Genomic DNA, 17,103 nt, shown 5'->3' with positions numbered 1-17,103 from the left:
ATGATTGCTGAACTCGGCCACTTCGCCCTCATCACCGCCTTCGCCGTCGCCATCGTGCAGACGGTCGTTCCGCTTGTGGGGGCCTGGCGCGGCTGGTCGGGCTGGATGGGTGTCGCGTCCCCTGCGGCGACGGCGCAGGTCCTGCTGGTGGGGTTCAGTTTCGCCGCGCTGACCTATGCCTTCGTGACCTCGGACTTCTCGCTCAGACTGGTTGTGCTGAACTCGCATACCGACAAGCCGATGCTCTACAAGGTGTCGGGCGTCTGGGGCAATCACGAGGGGTCGCTGCTTCTCTGGGTGCTCATTCTCGCGCTGTTCGGGGCGGCGGCGGCGTGGTTCGGCGGACAATTGCCCGCGACGCTCAAGGCACGGGTGCTGGCGGTGCAGGCCAGCATCGGCGTGGCGTTCTATGCCTTCATCCTGTTCACGTCGAACCCATTCACGCGGCTGGTTCAGCCGCCCTTCAACGGGGAGGATCTGAACCCGCTGTTGCAGGATCCGGGCCTCGCCTTCCATCCGCCGTTTCTCTACCTCGGCTATGTCGGGCTTAGTATGGCGTTCAGTTTCGCCGTCGCCGCCCTGATCGAGGGGCGGGTCGACGCGGCTTGGGGACGCTGGGTGCGGCCCTGGACGCTGGCCGCCTGGATGTTCCTGACGGTGGGCATCGGCCTTGGATCCTGGTGGGCCTATTACGAGCTTGGCTGGGGCGGGTTCTGGTTCTGGGACCCTGTCGAGAATGCGTCGTTCATGCCCTGGCTCATCGCCGCGGCACTGCTGCATTCGGCCATCGTGGTGGAAAAGCGCGAGGCCTTGAAAAGCTGGACCATCCTGCTGGCGATCCTGGCATTCGGCTTTTCGCTGGTGGGGACGTTCATCGTCCGCTCGGGTGTGATCACGTCGGTCCATGCCTTTGCCAACGATCCGGACCGGGGTGTGTTCATCCTGGGCATTCTGGCGTTCTTCACCGGCGGCGCGCTGATCCTCTATGCGATCCGCGCCCCGGCGATGCAGGCCAAGGGCGTCTTCGGGTTGGTCAGCCGCGAATCCGCTTTGGTGATGAACAACCTGTTGCTCGCCGTGAGCTGTTTCGTGGTCTTCGTCGGCACGCTCTGGCCGCTGTTCTCGGAGCTTGTGTTCGACCGGACGCTGTCGGTGGGGCCGCCGTTCTTCAACGCCGCCTTTACGCCCTTCGCCATTGCCTTGGGCGCGCTTGTGCCGCTCGGCTCCACCCTGCCGTGGAAGCGGGGCAAGGGTCAGGTGCTGCGCAAGATGCTGCCCGTGCTGGGTCTGGCGCTGGCCGTGATGGGGCTGGCCTGGGCGATGCAGACCGGTCAATCGCTGGGCGGGCCGCTTGGGGCCGGGCTCGGCACCTGGCTCGTTGTCGGCGCGCTGGTCGATCTGTTCAGCCGGACGGGACGCGGGGCGCTGGCCGACCGGTTCGGTCGCCTGTTCCGTCTGCCGGGTGCCGACTGGGGCAAGGCGATGGCCCATGGCGGGCTGGGGATCGTGTTCGTCGGCGTATCGGGCCTGATGGCCTGGCAGCAGGAGGATATCGCCGCACTCGACATTGGCGACCGCCTGACCGTGGGGCGCTACGAGGTGGAGCTGAAGGGCGTCGAGCAGGTGTTGGGCCCGAACTACGTCGCCACCCGCGCCACGCTGGAGGCCTATGAGGGGGGCGAGCCGCTGGGGCGGCTCTATCCCGAAAAGCGCATCTATCCGGTGGCGCGCATGCCCACGACCGAAGCCGGGATCGACAGTGGCTTTACCCGCGACGTCTATGCGGTGATCGGTGATGCGCAGGTCGGCGGCGGCTGGGCCATCCGGGTCTATATCAAGCCCTTCGCCAACTGGATCTGGATCGGGTCGATCATCATGGCACTGGGCGGGGTTCTGTCGCTTTGCGATCGCCGCTACCGCGTGGCAGCTGGCGCACGCAAGGTCGCGGCGCCGCGCGGCGGGGTGCCCGCCGAATGACCCGGCTGCTGGCCGTTCTGGCGCTGATTGTCGGTCTTGCCGGGCCTGCGCTGGCTGTGTTGCCCGACGAGGTGCTGGAGGATGTCGCACTCGAGGCGCGGGCGCGGGATCTGTCGAAAGAGTTGCGCTGCCCGGTTTGCCGCAACGAATCCATCGACGAAAGCCACGCCGACCTCGCCCGTGAAATCCGCCTGGTCCTGCGCGAGCGGCTGGTGGCGGGCGACAGCGATGCACAGATCCTGGACTATATGGTCGCGCGCTATGGCGAATACGTGCTGCTCGATCCGCGTGGCGGGGGCACGAACCTGATCCTTTGGGGGGCGCCGCTGGGCCTTCTGCTGCTTGGGGGCATCTTTGCCGCCGTTGCCATCGGCGCCCGTCGCGAGGCACCCGATGCCCTGTCGCCCGAGGAAGAGGCGCGGCTGGCCAGCCTGATGGACGACGCGCCCAAGGGGTGATATGCGGCCCGGAAGGGTCCGCAGTTCACCCAGGCGCCGCCGCCCATCCGGGCACGCTGAACCTGCGACAGTTATCTGATCCATGATGATCCGATCCGTCATCCGACGGGCATTGGCGGCCACCCGACCCCGTTCCGCGGGGCAGCGATGACGGCAGGAGAGACATCATGCCGAGGGACGCAATCCCCCTTCTTGTCGAGGACGTGAGCCTGTTCGCGCGGTCCTTGCGCAGCCAGTTGCCCGACCAGACATCCCACCAGACCATGCTGAACGCCGTGGCGCGGGCGGCGGGCTATCGCAATTTCCAGCATCTGAAGGCCGCCCATGGGTGGTCGGAGGGCGAGGCGGAGCCTATGCCCGATATGGCCCGGGTGCGCCGTGCGATGGCCCGTTTCGACGGCGAGGGGCGGTTCACTGGCTGGCCCGTCAAGCGTAGCCTGCGGACCCTCTGCCTTTGGCCCATCTGGGCGCGGCTGGACCCCAAGGCCGTGCAGACCGAGCAGGAGATTTCCGCCGATATCCATGCGCTGTGCACGTTTCGCGACGCGGCGGGCATCCGGCGCGAGATGGTGGGCGAGGGGATGCTGACCCGCACCCTCGACGGGAGCGAATACCGGCGCGTGAACCGCAAGCCCGATCCGACGCAGCGCGCGCTGATCCGCGCCGTCCTGCCGTAGGGTTGGACTTCCCCTTCGGGGCGGCTCTGCTAGGGTCGCCCCGAGATTGGGCCGGAGGACGCCATGGACTATGAAACCATCCGCATGAGCACGCATGACGATGTGGCCGTGCTGGCCCTGTCGCGGCCCGAGGTGATGAACGCGCTCAGCACGCAGATGCGGGCCGAAATCCTTCATGCCGTGCGCACGGCGGAAAAGGAGTCGCGGGTTCTGGTCATCACCGGCAAGGGCAAGGCGTTCTGTTCCGGTCAGGATCTGGGCGACCGCGCCAGCATCGACAACCTGAACCTGGAACGCACGCTTCGCGACGAATACGAGCCGATGTTGATGGCGATTTTCGATTGCGCCATCCCGACCATCGCCGCCGTCAATGGCCCGGCGGCCGGGGCCGGGGCCAACCTGGCGCTGGCTTGCGACGTGGTGATCGCGACGGAAAGTGCCGTGTTTCTTCAGGCGTTTACCCGGATCGGCCTGATCCCTGATGCGGGCGGCACCTATTGGTTGCCGCGCCAGATGGGGATGGCCAAAGCCATGGGGGCCGCGCTTTTTGCCGAGCCGATCAGCGCGCGTCAGGCGAGCGATTGGGGCATGATCTGGGAAGCGGTGCCGGACGAGGATTTCTCGACCGTCTGGGCCGAGCGGGCCAGCCATCTGTCGCGGGGGCCGTCGCTGGCCTACAAGAACGTCAAGCGGGCGCTTCGCGCCAGTTTCGAGAACGGCCTGCAGGAGCAGCTGGCGCTTGAGGCGAAATTGCAGGGCGAGGCGGGGCACAGCCGCGACTTCAAGGAAGGCGTCATGGCCTTCCTTGAAAAGCGTGCCGCGAAGTTCGAGGGCCGCTGAACGCCCGTGATGCGAAGGGTCAGCCCTCTCTTGAGGGGAGGTGGCGGCCCATGTATCACCCCCCAAACGAATGAGGAGTGGGTGGGATGCAGATGCGCCGCGTTGTCGTGACGGGACTGGGGATGGTGACCCCGTTGGCCTGCGGAGTGGAAGAGACCTGGCGTCGCCTGATCGCCGGGCAATCGGGGGCGGGCACGATCACCCGGTTCGATGCCGCCCATCTGGCCACCACCTATGCCTGTGAAATCCCGCGTGGCGACGGCAGCGACGGGACGTTCAACCCCGACGACTGGATGGAGCCGAAGGATCAGCGCAAGGTCGACGATTTCATCCTGTATGGGATGGCGGCGGCGGTGCAGGCGGTCGAGGATTCCGGCTGGACCCCCGGCGAAGAGGGCAAGCTGCGCACCGGCGTGATGATTGGATCGGGCATCGGCGGGTTGCAGACCATCGCCGAGACCGCGGTCCTGATCAAGGAGCGGGGGGCACGGCGGGTGTCGCCGTTCTTCATCCCTTCGGCGCTCATCAACCTGGTGTCGGGGCAGGTGTCGATCCGCTATGGCTTCAAGGGGCCGAACCATGCGGTGGTCACCGCCTGTTCGACCGGCGCCCATGCCATCGGTGATGCGTCGCGCCTGATCGCGCTTGGCGATGCGGACGTGATGGTCGCGGGCGGGGCGGAATCGCCCATTTCGGAGATCGGGATCGCCGGGTTCAACGCCTGCAAGGCGCTCTCGACGAAGTGGGGCGACGATCCGACCAAGGCGTCGCGGCCCTATTCCGACGACCGGGACGGTTTCGTCATGGGCGAGGGGGCGGGCGTTGTCGTGCTGGAGGAATATGAGCACGCCAAGGCGCGGGGCGCGAAAATCTACGCCGAGATAAAGGGTTACGGGATGTCGGGTGATGCCTATCACATCACCGCGCCGGCCGACGACGGCGACGGAGCCGAACGGTCGATGCGTGCGGCGTTGCGCAACGCGGGGTTGGAGCCGGGGGATGTGGATTACATCAACGCCCACGGAACCTCGACCATGGCGGATACCATCGAGCTGGGTGCGGTGGAGCGGATGATGGGGGATCACGCGTCCCGGGCCACGATGTCATCGACCAAGTCGGCCATTGGGCACCTGTTGGGCGCGGCCGGGGCGGTAGAGGCGATCTTCTGCATTCTGGCCCTGCGCGACCAGGTTGCGCCGCCGACGCTGAACCTTGACACGCCAGCCGTCGAACCCAAGCTATCTCTTGCGCCGAAGGTCGCCGAGAAGCGCCGGATCGATACGGTGCTGTCGAACTCCTTCGGATTTGGTGGCACAAACGCCTCGCTCGTCATGGGCAAGGTTTAACTTCGGGGTGTAACCATCTGATGTGGAAACATATCGCAGCCAATGCCCTGACCTTGGGTATCGTGTTGATCGTCTGCATTGCGGGTCTCGTGCAGATCGGCAAGACCAGATGGTCGGAGCCTGGCCCCCTGACCGAGGCGGCTTTTTTCGAGGTGCCGCGCGGCGCGAGCCTGCGTCAGGTCAGCGAAGGCCTGGCGGACGCGGGGATCGTGACCTCGGCCAGCCTGTTCCGGATCGGCACCGGCTATGTCGACCGCGATGACGATCTGAAGTTCGGCACCTATGAGATACCGCCCGGGGCTTCGATGCCCGAGGTGCTGGAGATCGTGACGGCGGGCGGCCCGTCGGTCTTCCCGTTCACCGTGACCTATCTGTTGCGGGCCATTGGGCCCGAGATCAGGGTCCGCGAGCGCGTGCCGGGCCAGACCGAGGCCGTCGAGGTCGCGACCTTCGAGCCGGGCGACGAGGTGCCCGAAGCCTATACCGCGTTGATCGAACGCGGCGTGCCCATTACCTGGCGCGTGTCGGTGGCCCCCGGGCTGACGTCCTGGGAGGTGGTCGAGGGCCTGAAGGGCGCGGATTTCCTGACTGGAGAGGTGGAGGTGCCGCCCGAAGGGTCGCTGGCCCCCGATACCTATGACGTGACGCCCGGCGGAGAGCGGGCGGCGCTGATCGAGCGGATGTCGCGCGCGCAGGAGCGTATTCTGGCGGAGGCTTGGGCGGCACGCGCGCCGGGTCTGCCGTTCGACACACCCGAGGAAGCCTTGATCCTGGCGTCGATCGTCGAGAAGGAAACCGCGGTCGCATCCGAGCGGCGGACCGTTGCGGCCGTCTTCACCAACCGGATGGAGCAGGGGATGCGCCTGCAGACGGACCCGACGGTGATCTATGGGATCACGCGGGGACAGGGCGCTCTGGGCCGTGGCATCCGCGCGAGCGAGCTGCGGCAGGCGACGCCCTACAACACGTATGTGATCGATGGGATGCCACCGACGCCGATTGCCAACCCCAGTGCCGAGGCGATCCGTGCGGCGGTGGACCCCGAGGAGACGCCGTTCCTGTTCTTCGTGGCAGACGGGACGGGCGGTCACGCCTTTGCCGAAACGCTGGCCGAGCACAACGAGAACGTGGCGGCGTGGCGGGCGATCGAGGCGGCGCGGGGGGCGACGACGGGGAACTGAGGTCAAATGTCAGACATTTGGGACGTTTCCGCGCGGCGGGGGCAAATGTCTGACAATTGAAAGAGAGGGGCCATGGCCGTTTGCATCCGACAGGGCGCGAAAGCGGATGTCGGGGCTTGCGTCGATATCTTACGCGACTGGGCAGAGAAGACGCCTTGGATGCCCGCGCTGTCTTCCCGAGGGTCAATGCAGGAATTCTGGCACGAGAATTTCAAGGTCCAGCCTGTGTGGGTCGCGGAGGATGGAGAGCGCGTTGTCGGCTTCTGTGCTCGGGGCGACGACAACATCATCGGACTCTATGTGACATCGGATGCGCGGGGCGCGGGGATCGGGAAACGGCTGCTCGACTCGGCGAAAGCGGATCGGGATTGGATCACGGCCTGGGTGGATGCCCCGAACATGCGCGCGGTTGCGTTCTATGTACGGGAAGGTCTGGTCGAGATCAGCCGGGAGACCGAGGAATGGTCGGGCCTGCTGATTGTCGAGCATCGGTGGAAGCGACCTGCGTAACGGGCGGTCCGTTCACGGACAGACGGGGAGTCCTGGTGGTTCGATGGTCGAGAAAATGCGCGCGGGGCGGGCGGACGCATGATTTTCACAATCTGTAACAGTGGTTTGTGAGAAATGCGGGCCAGCGGTCAGAAACCCTGTTGACCGAGCGCGCGCTCAAAAACATCTTTAGGGCAAGCTGGAAGAAATGGGACAGGCGGCACGGGACACCCCCGGGTCGCCTTTCTTGTTTCTCGCAAGTGCGGACCAAACTTTTCCACCGCTGCACGGAGCTTAACTGAATGCAAGATCGAGTAGAGAACACGACCCGCGTCAACGTGGGCGAGATGAAACAGCGTGCGGAGGCTGCCCTTGCGGGTATGGAAGCCGCCCGGCTGACAATGGATCGGGCCCTGGCCAAGATGAATGCCATGCCCGAGTCCCAGATCGACGTCTCCGGATTTGGAGCCTTGCACCGCGAGTTGGGCAAGGCCGTCGTGACGGCCGTCGCCGAAATAGGAAGGGTGTGTGATGCGATTTCAAAGGAAGACGGTGGAGATGGACTCGACCTCGAGGCTGCCAAGCTTGAGATACGGCGCCGTCTCCGTTGCATCCGCGACGCCGGACCAGCGGGAAGCGTTCCTGCGGGAGATGGATGACAACACGCTGGCGGCCTTGCCCTATCTCTTCGAGTTCTGGGCCTTGGACCACCAGCTTCCCCCGGAAGGGGATTGGCGCACCTGGGTCATCCTGGGTGGGCGCGGCGCGGGGAAAACCCGCGCCGGTGCCGAATGGGTGCGGGCGCAGGTTGAGGGCCCCCGCCCCCTGATGGCGGGGCGCGCACGCCGTGTCGCGCTGGTTGGAGAGACCTATGAGCAGGTCCGGTCCGTGATGATTGAGGGGGACAGTGGGATACTGGCCTGCTCCCCCCGGGATAGGATGCCGAGCTGGAAAGCCACGCAGCGCAAGCTGGTCTGGCCCAACGGTGCGGAGGCTCAGGTCTTTTCCGCCCATGATTTCGAGGCCCTTCGGGGGCCGCAGTTCGATGCGGCCTGGATGGATGAACTGGCCAAATGGCCCAAGGCCGAGGATGCCTGGGACATGCTGCAATTCTGCCTGCGTCTGGGGGACAACCCGCAGGCGGTGGTGACGACGACGCCGAAGAACATCCCGGTGTTGAAGGATATTCTGAGCCGTCGGAGCACGGTCTGCACCCATGCGGCGACCGAGGCGAACCGGGCCAATCTGGCGCGCGGGTTTCTGGCCGAGGTCATGGAGCGCTACAAGGGCACGCGGATGGGGCGGCAGGAGTTGGATGGAATCCTGCTCGATGACATCGAGGGGGCGTTCTGGACGACGCCGGTCCTGGATGCGCTGCGGGTCGAGACGGCCCCGGAAATGGACCGGATCGTGATCGGAGTAGACCCGGCGGTGACGTCGGGCGGTGCCGCGGACGAGACCGGGATCGTCGTGGTGGGCGCGGTGATGCGGGGCCCGATCTCGGAATGGCGGGCCTATGTGCTGGAAGATGCCACGGTGAGTGCGGCGTCGCCAACGGAATGGGCGCGGGCCGTGGCCAATGCCTATGAGAAGTGGGGCGCGGACCGTGTGGTGGCCGAGGGCAACCAGGGCGGCGACATGATCGAGGCGGTGCTGCGGCAGGTGGCCCCGACGGTCAGCTATCGCAAGGTGACGGCGCGGCGTGGCAAGGGCGTTCGCGCCGAGCCGGTCGCGGCGCTTTATGAGCAGGGCAAGGTGCGACACCTTCGCGGTCTGGGTGCGCTGGAGGACCAGATGTGCCGGATGACGGTCGCAGGTTACCGGGGATCTGGATCGCCGGACCGGGTCGACGCGATGGTCTGGGCGCTCTGGTCGGTGATGCTGGACCCGGAGCGGACGCGGGCCGGGCCGAGAATACGACAATTGTGACGCGGAATATGCGGGGCCTTTCGGGGCCCCTTTTCTTTGGCAGATGACGGAAGGACGGGCGATGTTCGGATTTGGGCGAAAGGCGGCGGAAATGCCGGAGGCAAAGGCCTCGGCCACGGGTCGCGTCGCGGCAATGGGGAGTGCGGGGCGCGCCGTCTGGTCGTCGCGCGACACCGGGACGTTGACGCGCATGGGGTTCACCTCGAACCCGGTCGGCTTTCGCGCCGTCAAGCTGATCGCGGAGGCGGCGGCGGCGGTGCCGTTGATCTGTGCGGATGCAGACGGGCGGATGGATGTACATCCGGTTCTGTCGCTGCTGGCCCGGCCCAACGGTGTGCAGGGGCAGGCGGATTTCCTGGAGGCGCTGTTCGGGCAGTTCCTGCTGTCGGGCAATGCCTTTGTGGAGGCGGTCGGGGCGGGTGGATTGCCCGATGAGCTGCATGTGCTGCGGTCGGACCGGATGTCGGTTGTGCCGGGCGACGATGGATGGCCGGTGGCCTATGACTACACCGTCGGGGGTCGCAAGCACCGCTTCGCGGTGGGCGAGGTTTCCCCCGTTTGCCATATGCGGTCGTTTCACCCGCAGGACGATCACTATGGCCTTTCGCCCCTGCAGGCGGCGGCCACGGCGATCGATGTCCACAACGCCGCCTCGCGCTGGTCGAAGGGCCTGCTGGACAATGCGGCGCGGCCTTCGGGGGCCATCGTGAATGCGGGCGAGGATCTGACGCAGGAGCAGTTCGATCGCCTGTCCATCGAATTGGAGACGCAGCACCAGGGCGCGCGCAATGCGGGGCGTCCGATGCTGCTGGACGGGGGGCTGGATTGGAAGCCGATGGGCTTCAGCCCGTCGGACATGGAGTTCCAGAAGACCAAGGAAGCCGCCGCCCGCGAGATCGCGACGGCCTTTGGCGTGCCGCCCATGATGTTGGGCATCCCCGGGGATGCGACCTATGCGAATTACGTCGAGGCGAACCGGGCGTTCTATCGCCTGACAGTCCTGCCGCTTGTGTCGAAGGTGGCCGGTGCGTTGGCCCATTGGTTGGGCTGTCACGGGGGGGCGCAGGTGTCGCTGAACGTGGACCGTGACCGGCTGCCCGCCTTGCAGTCCGAGCGCGACTCCGAGTGGGCGCGGATCGCCACGGCGGATTTCCTGACCGCGGAGGAGAAGCGCCGGATGCTTGGCCTGGCCCCTGTGGGGGAGGGATGAGTGCGCTGCGCAGCGGAAGCGGTTCGCGATTTCTCTATGATCCCTTCGATGCGGCGAATGCACGGATCGACGCGAACGAGCGGGTTCTGCAGGAGCGCTGGGACGCGCTGACGTTCCGGCTGCAACAGATCGAGGGCACGCTGGAGCGCCTGGAGAGGCGGCTTTGGCTGGCCGTGATGGGCGTGGCCGGCACGGTGCTGGCCCAGGGCGTCAACTATCTGATTTCACTATAGGAGAAGCTCATGGGGCTGGAACGTAAGTTCGCGCAGGGCGAACGTGCCGTGCGACTGGAAGAGGGGGCCCGGATCGCGGGCTATGCCTCGTGGTTCGGGATCGAGGATACCGGGCACGATGTGGTGGATGCCGGGGCCTATTGCGACAGTCTCGCGCGGCTGAGTGCCGAGGGGCGGTCGGTCAAGATGCTATGGCAGCATGATCCGGCGCAGGTGATTGGCGTCTGGGACGAGGTCCGCGAGGATGCGCGGGGCCTCTATGTCAAAGGCCGGCTTCTGCCTGGTGTCGAGAAGGCCCGGGAAGCTGCCGCGTTGGTCGAGGCGGGCGCGCTGGACGGGCTGAGCATCGGCTACACGGTCAAGCGGGCCGTGAAGGACAACCAGGGGCGCAGGCACCTGAAGGAACTGGAGCTTTGGGAGGTCTCGCTTGTGACGTTCCCGATGCTGCCCAGTGCGCGGGTCGGGGCCAAGGCGGACCCTCTGCGTGACGTGGCGCGGGCAATCGAGGCCGCGCGTCTTGAACTGGCGCGCGACTGACGCCGCCGATCCCTTGCGAATGAAGGAGACCCCGATGGGCCATGACGGCATCGGTGAAGTCACGGAGGCGCTGGCAGGACTTGTCAGCGATTTCAAGGGCTTTCGCCAACAGATCACCACAGAGATGAAGCAACAGGAAGAGCGTCTTACCATGAACTACAAGACCCAACGTCCGCAACTGGCCACCACCGGCATTGCTGAAGCCCCCCACCAGAAGGCCATGGACGCCTACCTGCGGTCGGGCGATGACGATGGCCTGCGCGCCCTGCACCTTGAGGGCAAGGGCATGAACACCGCCGTGAGCGCCGAGGGCGGTTACCTGGTCGACCCGCAGACGGCGGAGACGGTCAAGTCGGTCTTGACGTCGGCGGCGTCGATCCGGGCCATCGCGACGGTCGTCAACGTCGAGGCCACCTCCTATGATGTTCTGGTCGACCATGCCGAAATGGGTGCCGGCTGGGTCAGCGAAAGCGGGTCTGCTGCCGAGACGGCGTCGCCGATGTTCGACCGCATCTCGATCCCGCTGCACGAGCTGTCGGCCATGCCGAAGGCCTCGCAGCGTCTGCTGGACGATGCTGCCTTCGATATCGAAAGCTGGCTGGCCGGTCGGATCGCGGACAAGTTCGCGACCGCTGAGGCGCAGTCGTTCATCGAAGGCGATGGCAACGACAAGCCGACGGGCTTCCTGACCTATCCCCACGTGGACGAGCAGTCCTGGGCCTGGGGTTCGCTCGGCTATGTCGCCACGGGTGCCGCCGCCGACTTCCACGCCGACCGTCCGTCGGATGCGATCATCGATCTGGTCTATGCGCTGGGTGCGAAGTACCGCGCCAACGGCACCTTCGTGATGAATTCGAAGACCGCCGGTGCGGTGCGCAAGATGAAGGATGCCGACGGTCGGTTCCTGTGGTCCGACAGCCTGGCGGCGGGTCAGCCCGCGCAGCTGATGGGCTATTCGGTGCTGATCGCCGAGGACATGCCCGACATCGGTGCCGATGCAACGGCCATCGCCTTCGGTGATTTCGGGGCGGGCTATACCGTGGCCGAGCGTCCGGACCTGCGGGTTCTGCGCGATCCCTTCAGCGCCAAGCCGCACGTCCTGTTCTATGCGACCAAGCGCGTTGGTGGCGATGTCACCGATTTCGCGGCCATCAAGCTGCTGAAGTTTACCGTCGCCTGAGCTGACGGGCGCCCCCGAGACGGGGCGCCCGTATGCCGTTCGGTGGGGGCGGTCTTCATCCTCTGCGTGTCGTGCGGGCATGTGGGGGAGGGCGGGGCCGGTGGGTCTCCGGCATGGTCCGCACGTGCGGCGTGCTGGCCCCGTTCACACAATTCACAACAGATGCAGAAACTTAGCGGAGGTGCCAATGGCGATCAGAGTTCAGGATGGGCAGGCAATCGCGGATGAGGCCCTGCCGCTTGCGGAACTGGCCGCGCAGATGCGTCTGCCGGATGGGTTCGAGTCCGTGCCGGGCATGGCAGAGCGCCTGCGGCTGCGGTTGCGGTCGGCCATTGCAGCCGTCGAGCGGCGTTTGGGCAAAGCCCTGATCGCGCGGGAATTCACCCTGATCGGCGTGTCGGAGGGAGGCCAGAAGGTATCGCTGCCGATTGCACCGGTCGAGGCTGTGCTGTCCAGCGAGGCAGATCATTCCGGCACGACGGAGACCCTGGGTGCCGCGTCAGTTGATGACGATGGGTATCGCCCGGTTGCCAAACTGGCGCGGTCCGTTGCCCGGGGCGATCGGCTCACGCTGGTGGTGCAGGCTGGCTATGGGCCCTGGACTGCGGTTCCGCCCGATTTGCGGCAGGCGGTCCTGCTGGTGGCCGATGCCATGGAAACGGACCACGGAAAGGTGCCGGAGGCTGCGGAAGCCCTTTTGGCACCGCACCGGCTTTTGCGGTTGGGGGGGCAGGGCTGATGACGCGGGTCAATTCGCGCAGGCTCCGCTTGATGGGTCCAGTCCGAACCGCCGACGGCGGGGGCGGTTTCACCGAGACCTGGGTCGAGCGTGGTGCGCTTTGGGGCGAGGTCCTGATGCGGTCCGGCGCCCTGCCCAATAGTGATTTCGGTCAACTGCCGCGTCTGCAGGTTCGGATCAATACCGTGGCCATGCCCGAGGGGCACGCCATGCGACCGAAGGTCGGCGACAGGTTGCTGGACGGGTCGCGGTCCTATGAGGTCGAGGCCGTTCACGAGGCCGACAGGCGGATGATGACGGTTTTGGCCCGCGAAATGCTCGGCGCGGAGGGCCAGCCATGACCTATGCCTTGGGTGAATGTCTGCAGGTCGCGGTCTATGGCCGTCTGTCGGGGGATGCCGAGCTGAACACACTCATTTCCGGAGCGGTGTTCGATGCGGTTCCGGAGACGACGCCGGACCTGTTCGTCGCTTTGGGGGCCGAGCGCGCGGTCGGGCGGTCGGATGCGACCGCAGGGGGGGCCGTTCACGACTTTCAGGTCAGCGTGGTGACGCGCCGAGACGGGTATCTTGCGGCCAAGGCGGCAGCAGCGCGTGTGTCGGACCTGCTGGTCGGGGCGGACATTCCGCTGACACGGGGTCGATTGATTTCATTGCGATTTCTTCGGGCGGATGCCCGGCGGGACAAGACAGCAGGCACGCGACGGATCGATCTTCGGTTTCGCGCGCGTCTGGATGATCAGGGCCAATAGGCCGTTACCTCAGGAGAGACGATATGGGTATTCAAGCGGGCAAGGATCTCTTGCTGAAGGTGGATCAGGACGGCACCGGTGTGTTCGTCACCATGGCTGGTTTGCGGGCGACGCGGCTGACGTTCAATGCGGGCTCGATCGATGTGACATCGACCGAGAGTGCAGGCGGTTGGCGCGAATTGCTGGGCGGTGGCGGCGTGAAGTCGGCGCAGATCGCCGGGTCGGGCGTCTTTCGCGATGCGGATACGGATGCGCGCGCGCGCCAACTTTTCTTTGATGGCGAGGTCCCTGGATTTCAGGTCATCATTCCCGATTTCGGGATCGTCGAGGGCGCGTTCCAGATCACCTCGCTGGAGTACGGCGGCACCCACGACGGCGAGGCGACCTATGAGATCGCGCTGGCCTCGGCGGGCGAACTTACGTTCACGCCGCTCTGATGGGGGAGGGGAACCCCTATGCCGGGGAGGTGGCGCTGACCCTAGATGGGGAGCGCCACCTGCTCAAGCTGACGCTGGGCGCGCTGGCCGAACTCGAAGCCGCGATGGAGAGCGACAGTCTTGTGGCGTTGGTGTCGCGGTTCGAGACGGGCGCGTTCAATACCCGTGATGTCGCGCGCCTGTTGCTTGCAGGGTTGCGGGGTGGCGGATGGCGCGGTGCGGCCGATCAATTGTTGTCGGCGAATATCGATGGTGGACCGGTGGAGGCGACACGGGTTGCGGCGTTGTTGCTGGGGCGCGCATTCGCGTTGCCCGGCAAATGAATGATCGTTTCGATTGGCCCGGCCTGATGGCGGCGGGGATGCGGGGCCTGGGGCTGCGGCCAGAAGATTTCTGGGCCCTCACGCCTGCCGAACTCGCCTTCCTGCTGGGGCAGGGCGACGGGCGATTGCCGATGGATCGCAACGCTTTGGATGAACTGGCCGCCCGGTTCCCGGACAAACAGGAGACTTGAGATGTACACTACGGACGAGGCCGATGGCCTTGACGACAAGTTGGATGCCCTTGAGGCGCGACTTGGGTCTTCGGAGGTTGTGGTCGCGCAGTTCACCAGCGAACTGGGCACGCTGGAGGGCCAGATGCTCCATACCCAGAAGGAGGTCGAGGGACTTTCGCGATCCTTTGGCGGCTCCCTGAAGCGGGCGTTCGACGGCGTGGTTTTCGATGGCATGAAGCTGTCGGATGCGCTGACGAACCTGACGCGCTCCATGATCAATGCGACCTACAATACCGCTATGAAGCCGGTCAGTCAGGCATTTGGCGGACTGCTGGCGAGCGGGTTGAATGCAGTTCTGCCCTTCGAGAACGGGGGCAGTTTCGCACAAGGCAGGGTGATGCCGTTCGCCAGGGGCGGTATTGTCAGCTCTCCGACGACGTTTCCGATGCGCGGCGCTACCGGTTTGATGGGGGAAGCCGGTCCGGAAGCGATCATGCCGCTGACCCGGGGGCCGGATGGTCGCCTTGGCGTTCAGACCCATGGCGGCGGGGGAACCAGTGTCAGCGTGCAGATGAACATCTCGACACCGGACGTCGAGGGCTTCCGCAGATCCCGCAGCCAGATCGCCGCCGAAATGTCCCGCGCATTGTCGCGCGGATCAAGAAACCGTTGAGGGCCAGTCGATGTCATTTCATGAAATTCGCTTTCCGCCCCGGCTGTCACTCGGATCCATGGGCGGGCCCGAGCGCCTGACCGAGATCGTGACCTTGGCCAATGGCCATGAGGAGCGGAATACGCCCTGGGCCCATTCCCGCCGTCGCTATGATGCAGGCATTGGCATGCGGTCCCTCGACGATATCGGCGAGGTCATCGCGTTCTTCGAAGCGCGCCAAGGACGTCTTTTCGGGTTCCGCTGGAAGGACTGGGCGGACTTCAAGTCGTGCAATGCGACCGGACGCATCAGTTTTCTGGATCAACCGCTGGGGGTTGGGGACGGGGAGACGAAAGTGTTTCAATTGGCCAGAACCTACCGGTCTGGAACGCAGTCCTACCGTCGGCCGATCACCAAGCCGGTTGTCGGAACGGTTCTGGCGGGTGTGGGTGATGACGAGCTGGAAGCGGATGTTCATTTTAGCGTCGATCCTGACACCGGCCTTATAGTCTTCGAGAGTGCGCCGGAGGATGGGGCCGAAGTCACTGCGGGTTTCGAGTTCGATGTGCCCGTCCGGTTTGACACGGATATGATCCAGACCTCGGTCGCGAGTTTCCAAGCAGGCGAGATCCCCGATATTCCGGTGATCGAGGTTCGGATATGACTGCGCTTGGCGAGACGTTGGCGCGCAGCGCGTCGCATGTTTGCCGCGCCTGGATCGTCGAGCGCCGGGACGGTGTCGTGATGGGCTTCACCGATCATGATGGAGCGCTGGTGGTCGATGGTGTGCCTTGTCGGGCTGATACCGGATTGACGGCCGGAGCGCTTCAGATGGCTACAGGTCTGGCGGTGGACAACGCCGAAGCCAGCGGTGCGCTTTGCGATGCTTCGATCAGCGATGAAGACATTCGGGCAGGCAAGTGGGATGCGGCCAAGGTGACGTCGTATCTTGTCGATTGGCGTGATCCAAATGTTTTCGAGATCACGTTTCGAGGTTTTCTGGGCGAAATCACCTGGGGTGACGGTGCATTTGCGGCCGAGTTGCGCGGTCAGGCTGAGTTGTTGAACCAGGTTCGGGGGCGGCTCTATCAGTCGCGCTGCGATGCTGTTCTGGGTGATGATCGATGCCGGAAGGATCTTGGCCCGCTTTTCTCGGTCGAAGTGGACGTCGCAGAAGTCGTTGAAAATACCAAACTGTCGCTGGAGCCGCTCCGCGATTTTTCGCCTAAATGGTTTCAACGGGGTCGGATGGTCGTGCTGACCGGGTCCGCCGCTGGAATGTCGGAGCGGATCAAGTTCGACAGGGGCGACGATACGTTCCGGTTGATCGAGCTTTGGGCATCGGTTCGTGCGGATATACGTGCCGGGGACCGGATCCGCATCGAGGCGGGCTGTGACAAGCGGCAGGAAACATGTCGTTTGAAATTCGACAACCTGATCAATTTCAGGGGCTTTCCATCGATTCCGGGGGATGACTGGCTCATGGCCTATCCCAAGAAGACGCAATCCAACGATGGGGGACGTCTATGAGCAGGGTTGTCGACGTCGCCCGAGCTTGGATCGGCACGCCCTACATGCATCAGGGGGCCGTCAAAGGTGCCGGGACGGATTGTCTGGGCCTGATCCGGGGTGTGTGGCGCGAAGTCTATGGGGAGGAACCCGAAGCGGTTCCGCAGTATTCCGAAGACTGGGCGGAGGTTCAGGGCCTCGAGGTTCTCGACCATGCAGCAGGGCGTCACTTGCGGCGACTTCCCGTCGGAGAGGCCCTGGCACCGGGTCAATTGCTGCTCTTCCGGATGCGCAATGCCGCCATTGCCAAGCACCTCGGGATCGTCACGACGGTCGGTCCGCATCCGAGATTTGTTCACGCGTACTCAGGGCATGGAGTCGTCGAAAGCTCCCTGTCGCACCCATGGATGCGCCGTGTCGCGGCGCGTTTCGAATTTCCCGCACATTCCCACTGAGAGGTCT

General features: G+C 65.2%; 23 protein-coding genes. All 23 read left to right on the top strand.

Annotated elements, in window-relative coordinates:
• The gene (locus BM002_RS03020) at positions 1 to 1,977 is read left to right on the top strand and encodes a heme lyase CcmF/NrfE family subunit (RefSeq protein WP_092777164.1); all 1,977 of its coding nucleotides are present in this window, start codon (positions 1 to 3) and stop codon (positions 1,975 to 1,977) included.
• Entirely contained in the window at positions 1,974 to 2,435 is a 462-nt protein-coding gene (locus BM002_RS03015; protein WP_092777162.1) for a cytochrome c-type biogenesis protein, read from the top strand. Before BM002_RS03020 ends, BM002_RS03015 begins: the two co-directional genes overlap by 4 nt.
• Positions 2,436 to 2,602: 167 nt before the next feature.
• A complete protein-coding gene (locus BM002_RS03010; protein WP_092777160.1) occupies positions 2,603 to 3,112 on the top strand; it encodes a DUF2087 domain-containing protein in 510 nt (169 codons plus the stop codon).
• 63 nt (positions 3,113 to 3,175) lie between these two features.
• On the top strand, positions 3,176 to 3,952 hold the full coding sequence (locus tag BM002_RS03005) for an enoyl-CoA hydratase-related protein (RefSeq protein WP_092777158.1): 777 nt from the start codon (positions 3,176 to 3,178) through the stop codon (positions 3,950 to 3,952).
• A gap of 92 nt (positions 3,953 to 4,044) precedes the next feature.
• Entirely contained in the window at positions 4,045 to 5,298 is a 1,254-nt protein-coding gene (gene fabF / locus BM002_RS03000) for a beta-ketoacyl-ACP synthase II (protein ID WP_092778699.1), read from the top strand.
• A gap of 20 nt (positions 5,299 to 5,318) precedes the next feature.
• Positions 5,319 to 6,479: an endolytic transglycosylase MltG gene (gene mltG / locus BM002_RS02995; protein WP_092777156.1), complete on the top strand. Its 1,161-nt coding sequence runs from the start codon at positions 5,319 to 5,321 to the stop codon at positions 6,477 to 6,479.
• A gap of 72 nt (positions 6,480 to 6,551) precedes the next feature.
• A complete protein-coding gene (locus tag BM002_RS02990) occupies positions 6,552 to 6,989 on the top strand; it encodes a GNAT family N-acetyltransferase (protein ID WP_092777154.1) in 438 nt (145 codons plus the stop codon).
• A 281-nt stretch (positions 6,990 to 7,270) separates the two neighbouring features.
• Positions 7,271 to 7,627, top strand: a complete 357-nt coding sequence (locus BM002_RS19415; RefSeq protein WP_217641158.1) for a hypothetical protein — start codon at positions 7,271 to 7,273, stop codon at positions 7,625 to 7,627.
• Complete coding sequence (locus tag BM002_RS02985) at positions 7,620 to 8,897, top strand: DNA-packaging protein (RefSeq protein ID WP_245749108.1); 1,278 nt, start codon at positions 7,620 to 7,622, stop codon at positions 8,895 to 8,897. Before BM002_RS19415 ends, BM002_RS02985 begins: the two co-directional genes overlap by 8 nt.
• A gap of 61 nt (positions 8,898 to 8,958) precedes the next feature.
• Positions 8,959 to 10,107, top strand: coding sequence for a phage portal protein (locus BM002_RS02980; RefSeq protein WP_092778698.1), 1,149 nt, complete (start codon positions 8,959 to 8,961; stop codon positions 10,105 to 10,107).
• Positions 10,104 to 10,340, top strand: coding sequence for a GTA head formation protein, RCAP_rcc01685 family (locus BM002_RS02975; RefSeq protein WP_092777150.1), 237 nt, complete (start codon positions 10,104 to 10,106; stop codon positions 10,338 to 10,340). Before BM002_RS02980 ends, BM002_RS02975 begins: the two co-directional genes overlap by 4 nt.
• Positions 10,341 to 10,349: 9 nt before the next feature.
• Positions 10,350 to 10,877, top strand: a complete 528-nt coding sequence (locus BM002_RS02970; protein ID WP_092777148.1) for an HK97 family phage prohead protease — start codon at positions 10,350 to 10,352, stop codon at positions 10,875 to 10,877.
• 19 nt (positions 10,878 to 10,896) lie between these two features.
• Positions 10,897 to 12,057: a phage major capsid protein gene (locus tag BM002_RS02965; protein WP_092777146.1), complete on the top strand. Its 1,161-nt coding sequence runs from the start codon at positions 10,897 to 10,899 to the stop codon at positions 12,055 to 12,057.
• 187 nt (positions 12,058 to 12,244) lie between these two features.
• On the top strand, positions 12,245 to 12,796 hold the full coding sequence (locus BM002_RS02960; protein ID WP_175484784.1) for a head-tail connector protein: 552 nt from the start codon (positions 12,245 to 12,247) through the stop codon (positions 12,794 to 12,796).
• Positions 12,796 to 13,137 (top strand): head-tail adaptor protein, encoded by a 342-nt coding sequence (locus tag BM002_RS02955; protein ID WP_092777143.1) that lies wholly within the window; start codon positions 12,796 to 12,798, stop codon positions 13,135 to 13,137. The genes BM002_RS02960 and BM002_RS02955 overlap by 1 nt, the downstream gene beginning before the upstream one ends.
• Positions 13,134 to 13,547 (top strand): DUF3168 domain-containing protein, encoded by a 414-nt coding sequence (locus tag BM002_RS02950; RefSeq protein WP_092777141.1) that lies wholly within the window; start codon positions 13,134 to 13,136, stop codon positions 13,545 to 13,547. The genes BM002_RS02955 and BM002_RS02950 overlap by 4 nt, the downstream gene beginning before the upstream one ends.
• A 23-nt stretch (positions 13,548 to 13,570) precedes the next feature.
• Positions 13,571 to 13,984 carry a phage major tail protein, TP901-1 family gene (locus BM002_RS02945; RefSeq protein WP_092777139.1) on the top strand — a complete coding sequence of 138 codons (414 nt, stop codon included), beginning with the start codon at positions 13,571 to 13,573 and terminating at the stop codon, positions 13,982 to 13,984.
• Positions 13,984 to 14,307, top strand: coding sequence for a gene transfer agent family protein (locus tag BM002_RS02940; RefSeq protein ID WP_092777137.1), 324 nt, complete (start codon positions 13,984 to 13,986; stop codon positions 14,305 to 14,307). The genes BM002_RS02945 and BM002_RS02940 overlap by 1 nt, the downstream gene beginning before the upstream one ends.
• Entirely contained in the window at positions 14,304 to 14,498 is a 195-nt protein-coding gene (locus BM002_RS02935) for a rcc01693 family protein (protein ID WP_092777135.1), read from the top strand. The genes BM002_RS02940 and BM002_RS02935 overlap by 4 nt, the downstream gene beginning before the upstream one ends.
• A 1-nt stretch (position 14,499) precedes the next feature.
• Positions 14,500 to 15,153 (top strand): phage tail tape measure protein, encoded by a 654-nt coding sequence (locus BM002_RS02930; RefSeq protein WP_092777133.1) that lies wholly within the window; start codon positions 14,500 to 14,502, stop codon positions 15,151 to 15,153.
• Positions 15,154 to 15,163: 10 nt separating this feature from the next.
• On the top strand, positions 15,164 to 15,796 hold the full coding sequence (locus BM002_RS02925; RefSeq protein ID WP_092777131.1) for a DUF2460 domain-containing protein: 633 nt from the start codon (positions 15,164 to 15,166) through the stop codon (positions 15,794 to 15,796).
• Complete coding sequence (locus BM002_RS02920; protein ID WP_092777129.1) at positions 15,793 to 16,662, top strand: DUF2163 domain-containing protein; 870 nt, start codon at positions 15,793 to 15,795, stop codon at positions 16,660 to 16,662. The genes BM002_RS02925 and BM002_RS02920 overlap by 4 nt, the downstream gene beginning before the upstream one ends.
• Entirely contained in the window at positions 16,659 to 17,096 is a 438-nt protein-coding gene (locus BM002_RS02915) for an NlpC/P60 family protein (RefSeq protein ID WP_092777128.1), read from the top strand. The genes BM002_RS02920 and BM002_RS02915 overlap by 4 nt, the downstream gene beginning before the upstream one ends.
• Positions 17,097 to 17,103 lie beyond the last annotated feature (7 nt).

The sequence above is a fragment of the Jannaschia pohangensis genome (assembly GCF_900113875.1).
Lineage (GTDB): Bacteria > Pseudomonadota > Alphaproteobacteria > Rhodobacterales > Rhodobacteraceae > Jannaschia > Jannaschia pohangensis.
The sequence above is the reverse complement of the archived record's forward strand: the minus strand, read 5'-3'. Positions and strand labels throughout refer to the sequence as shown.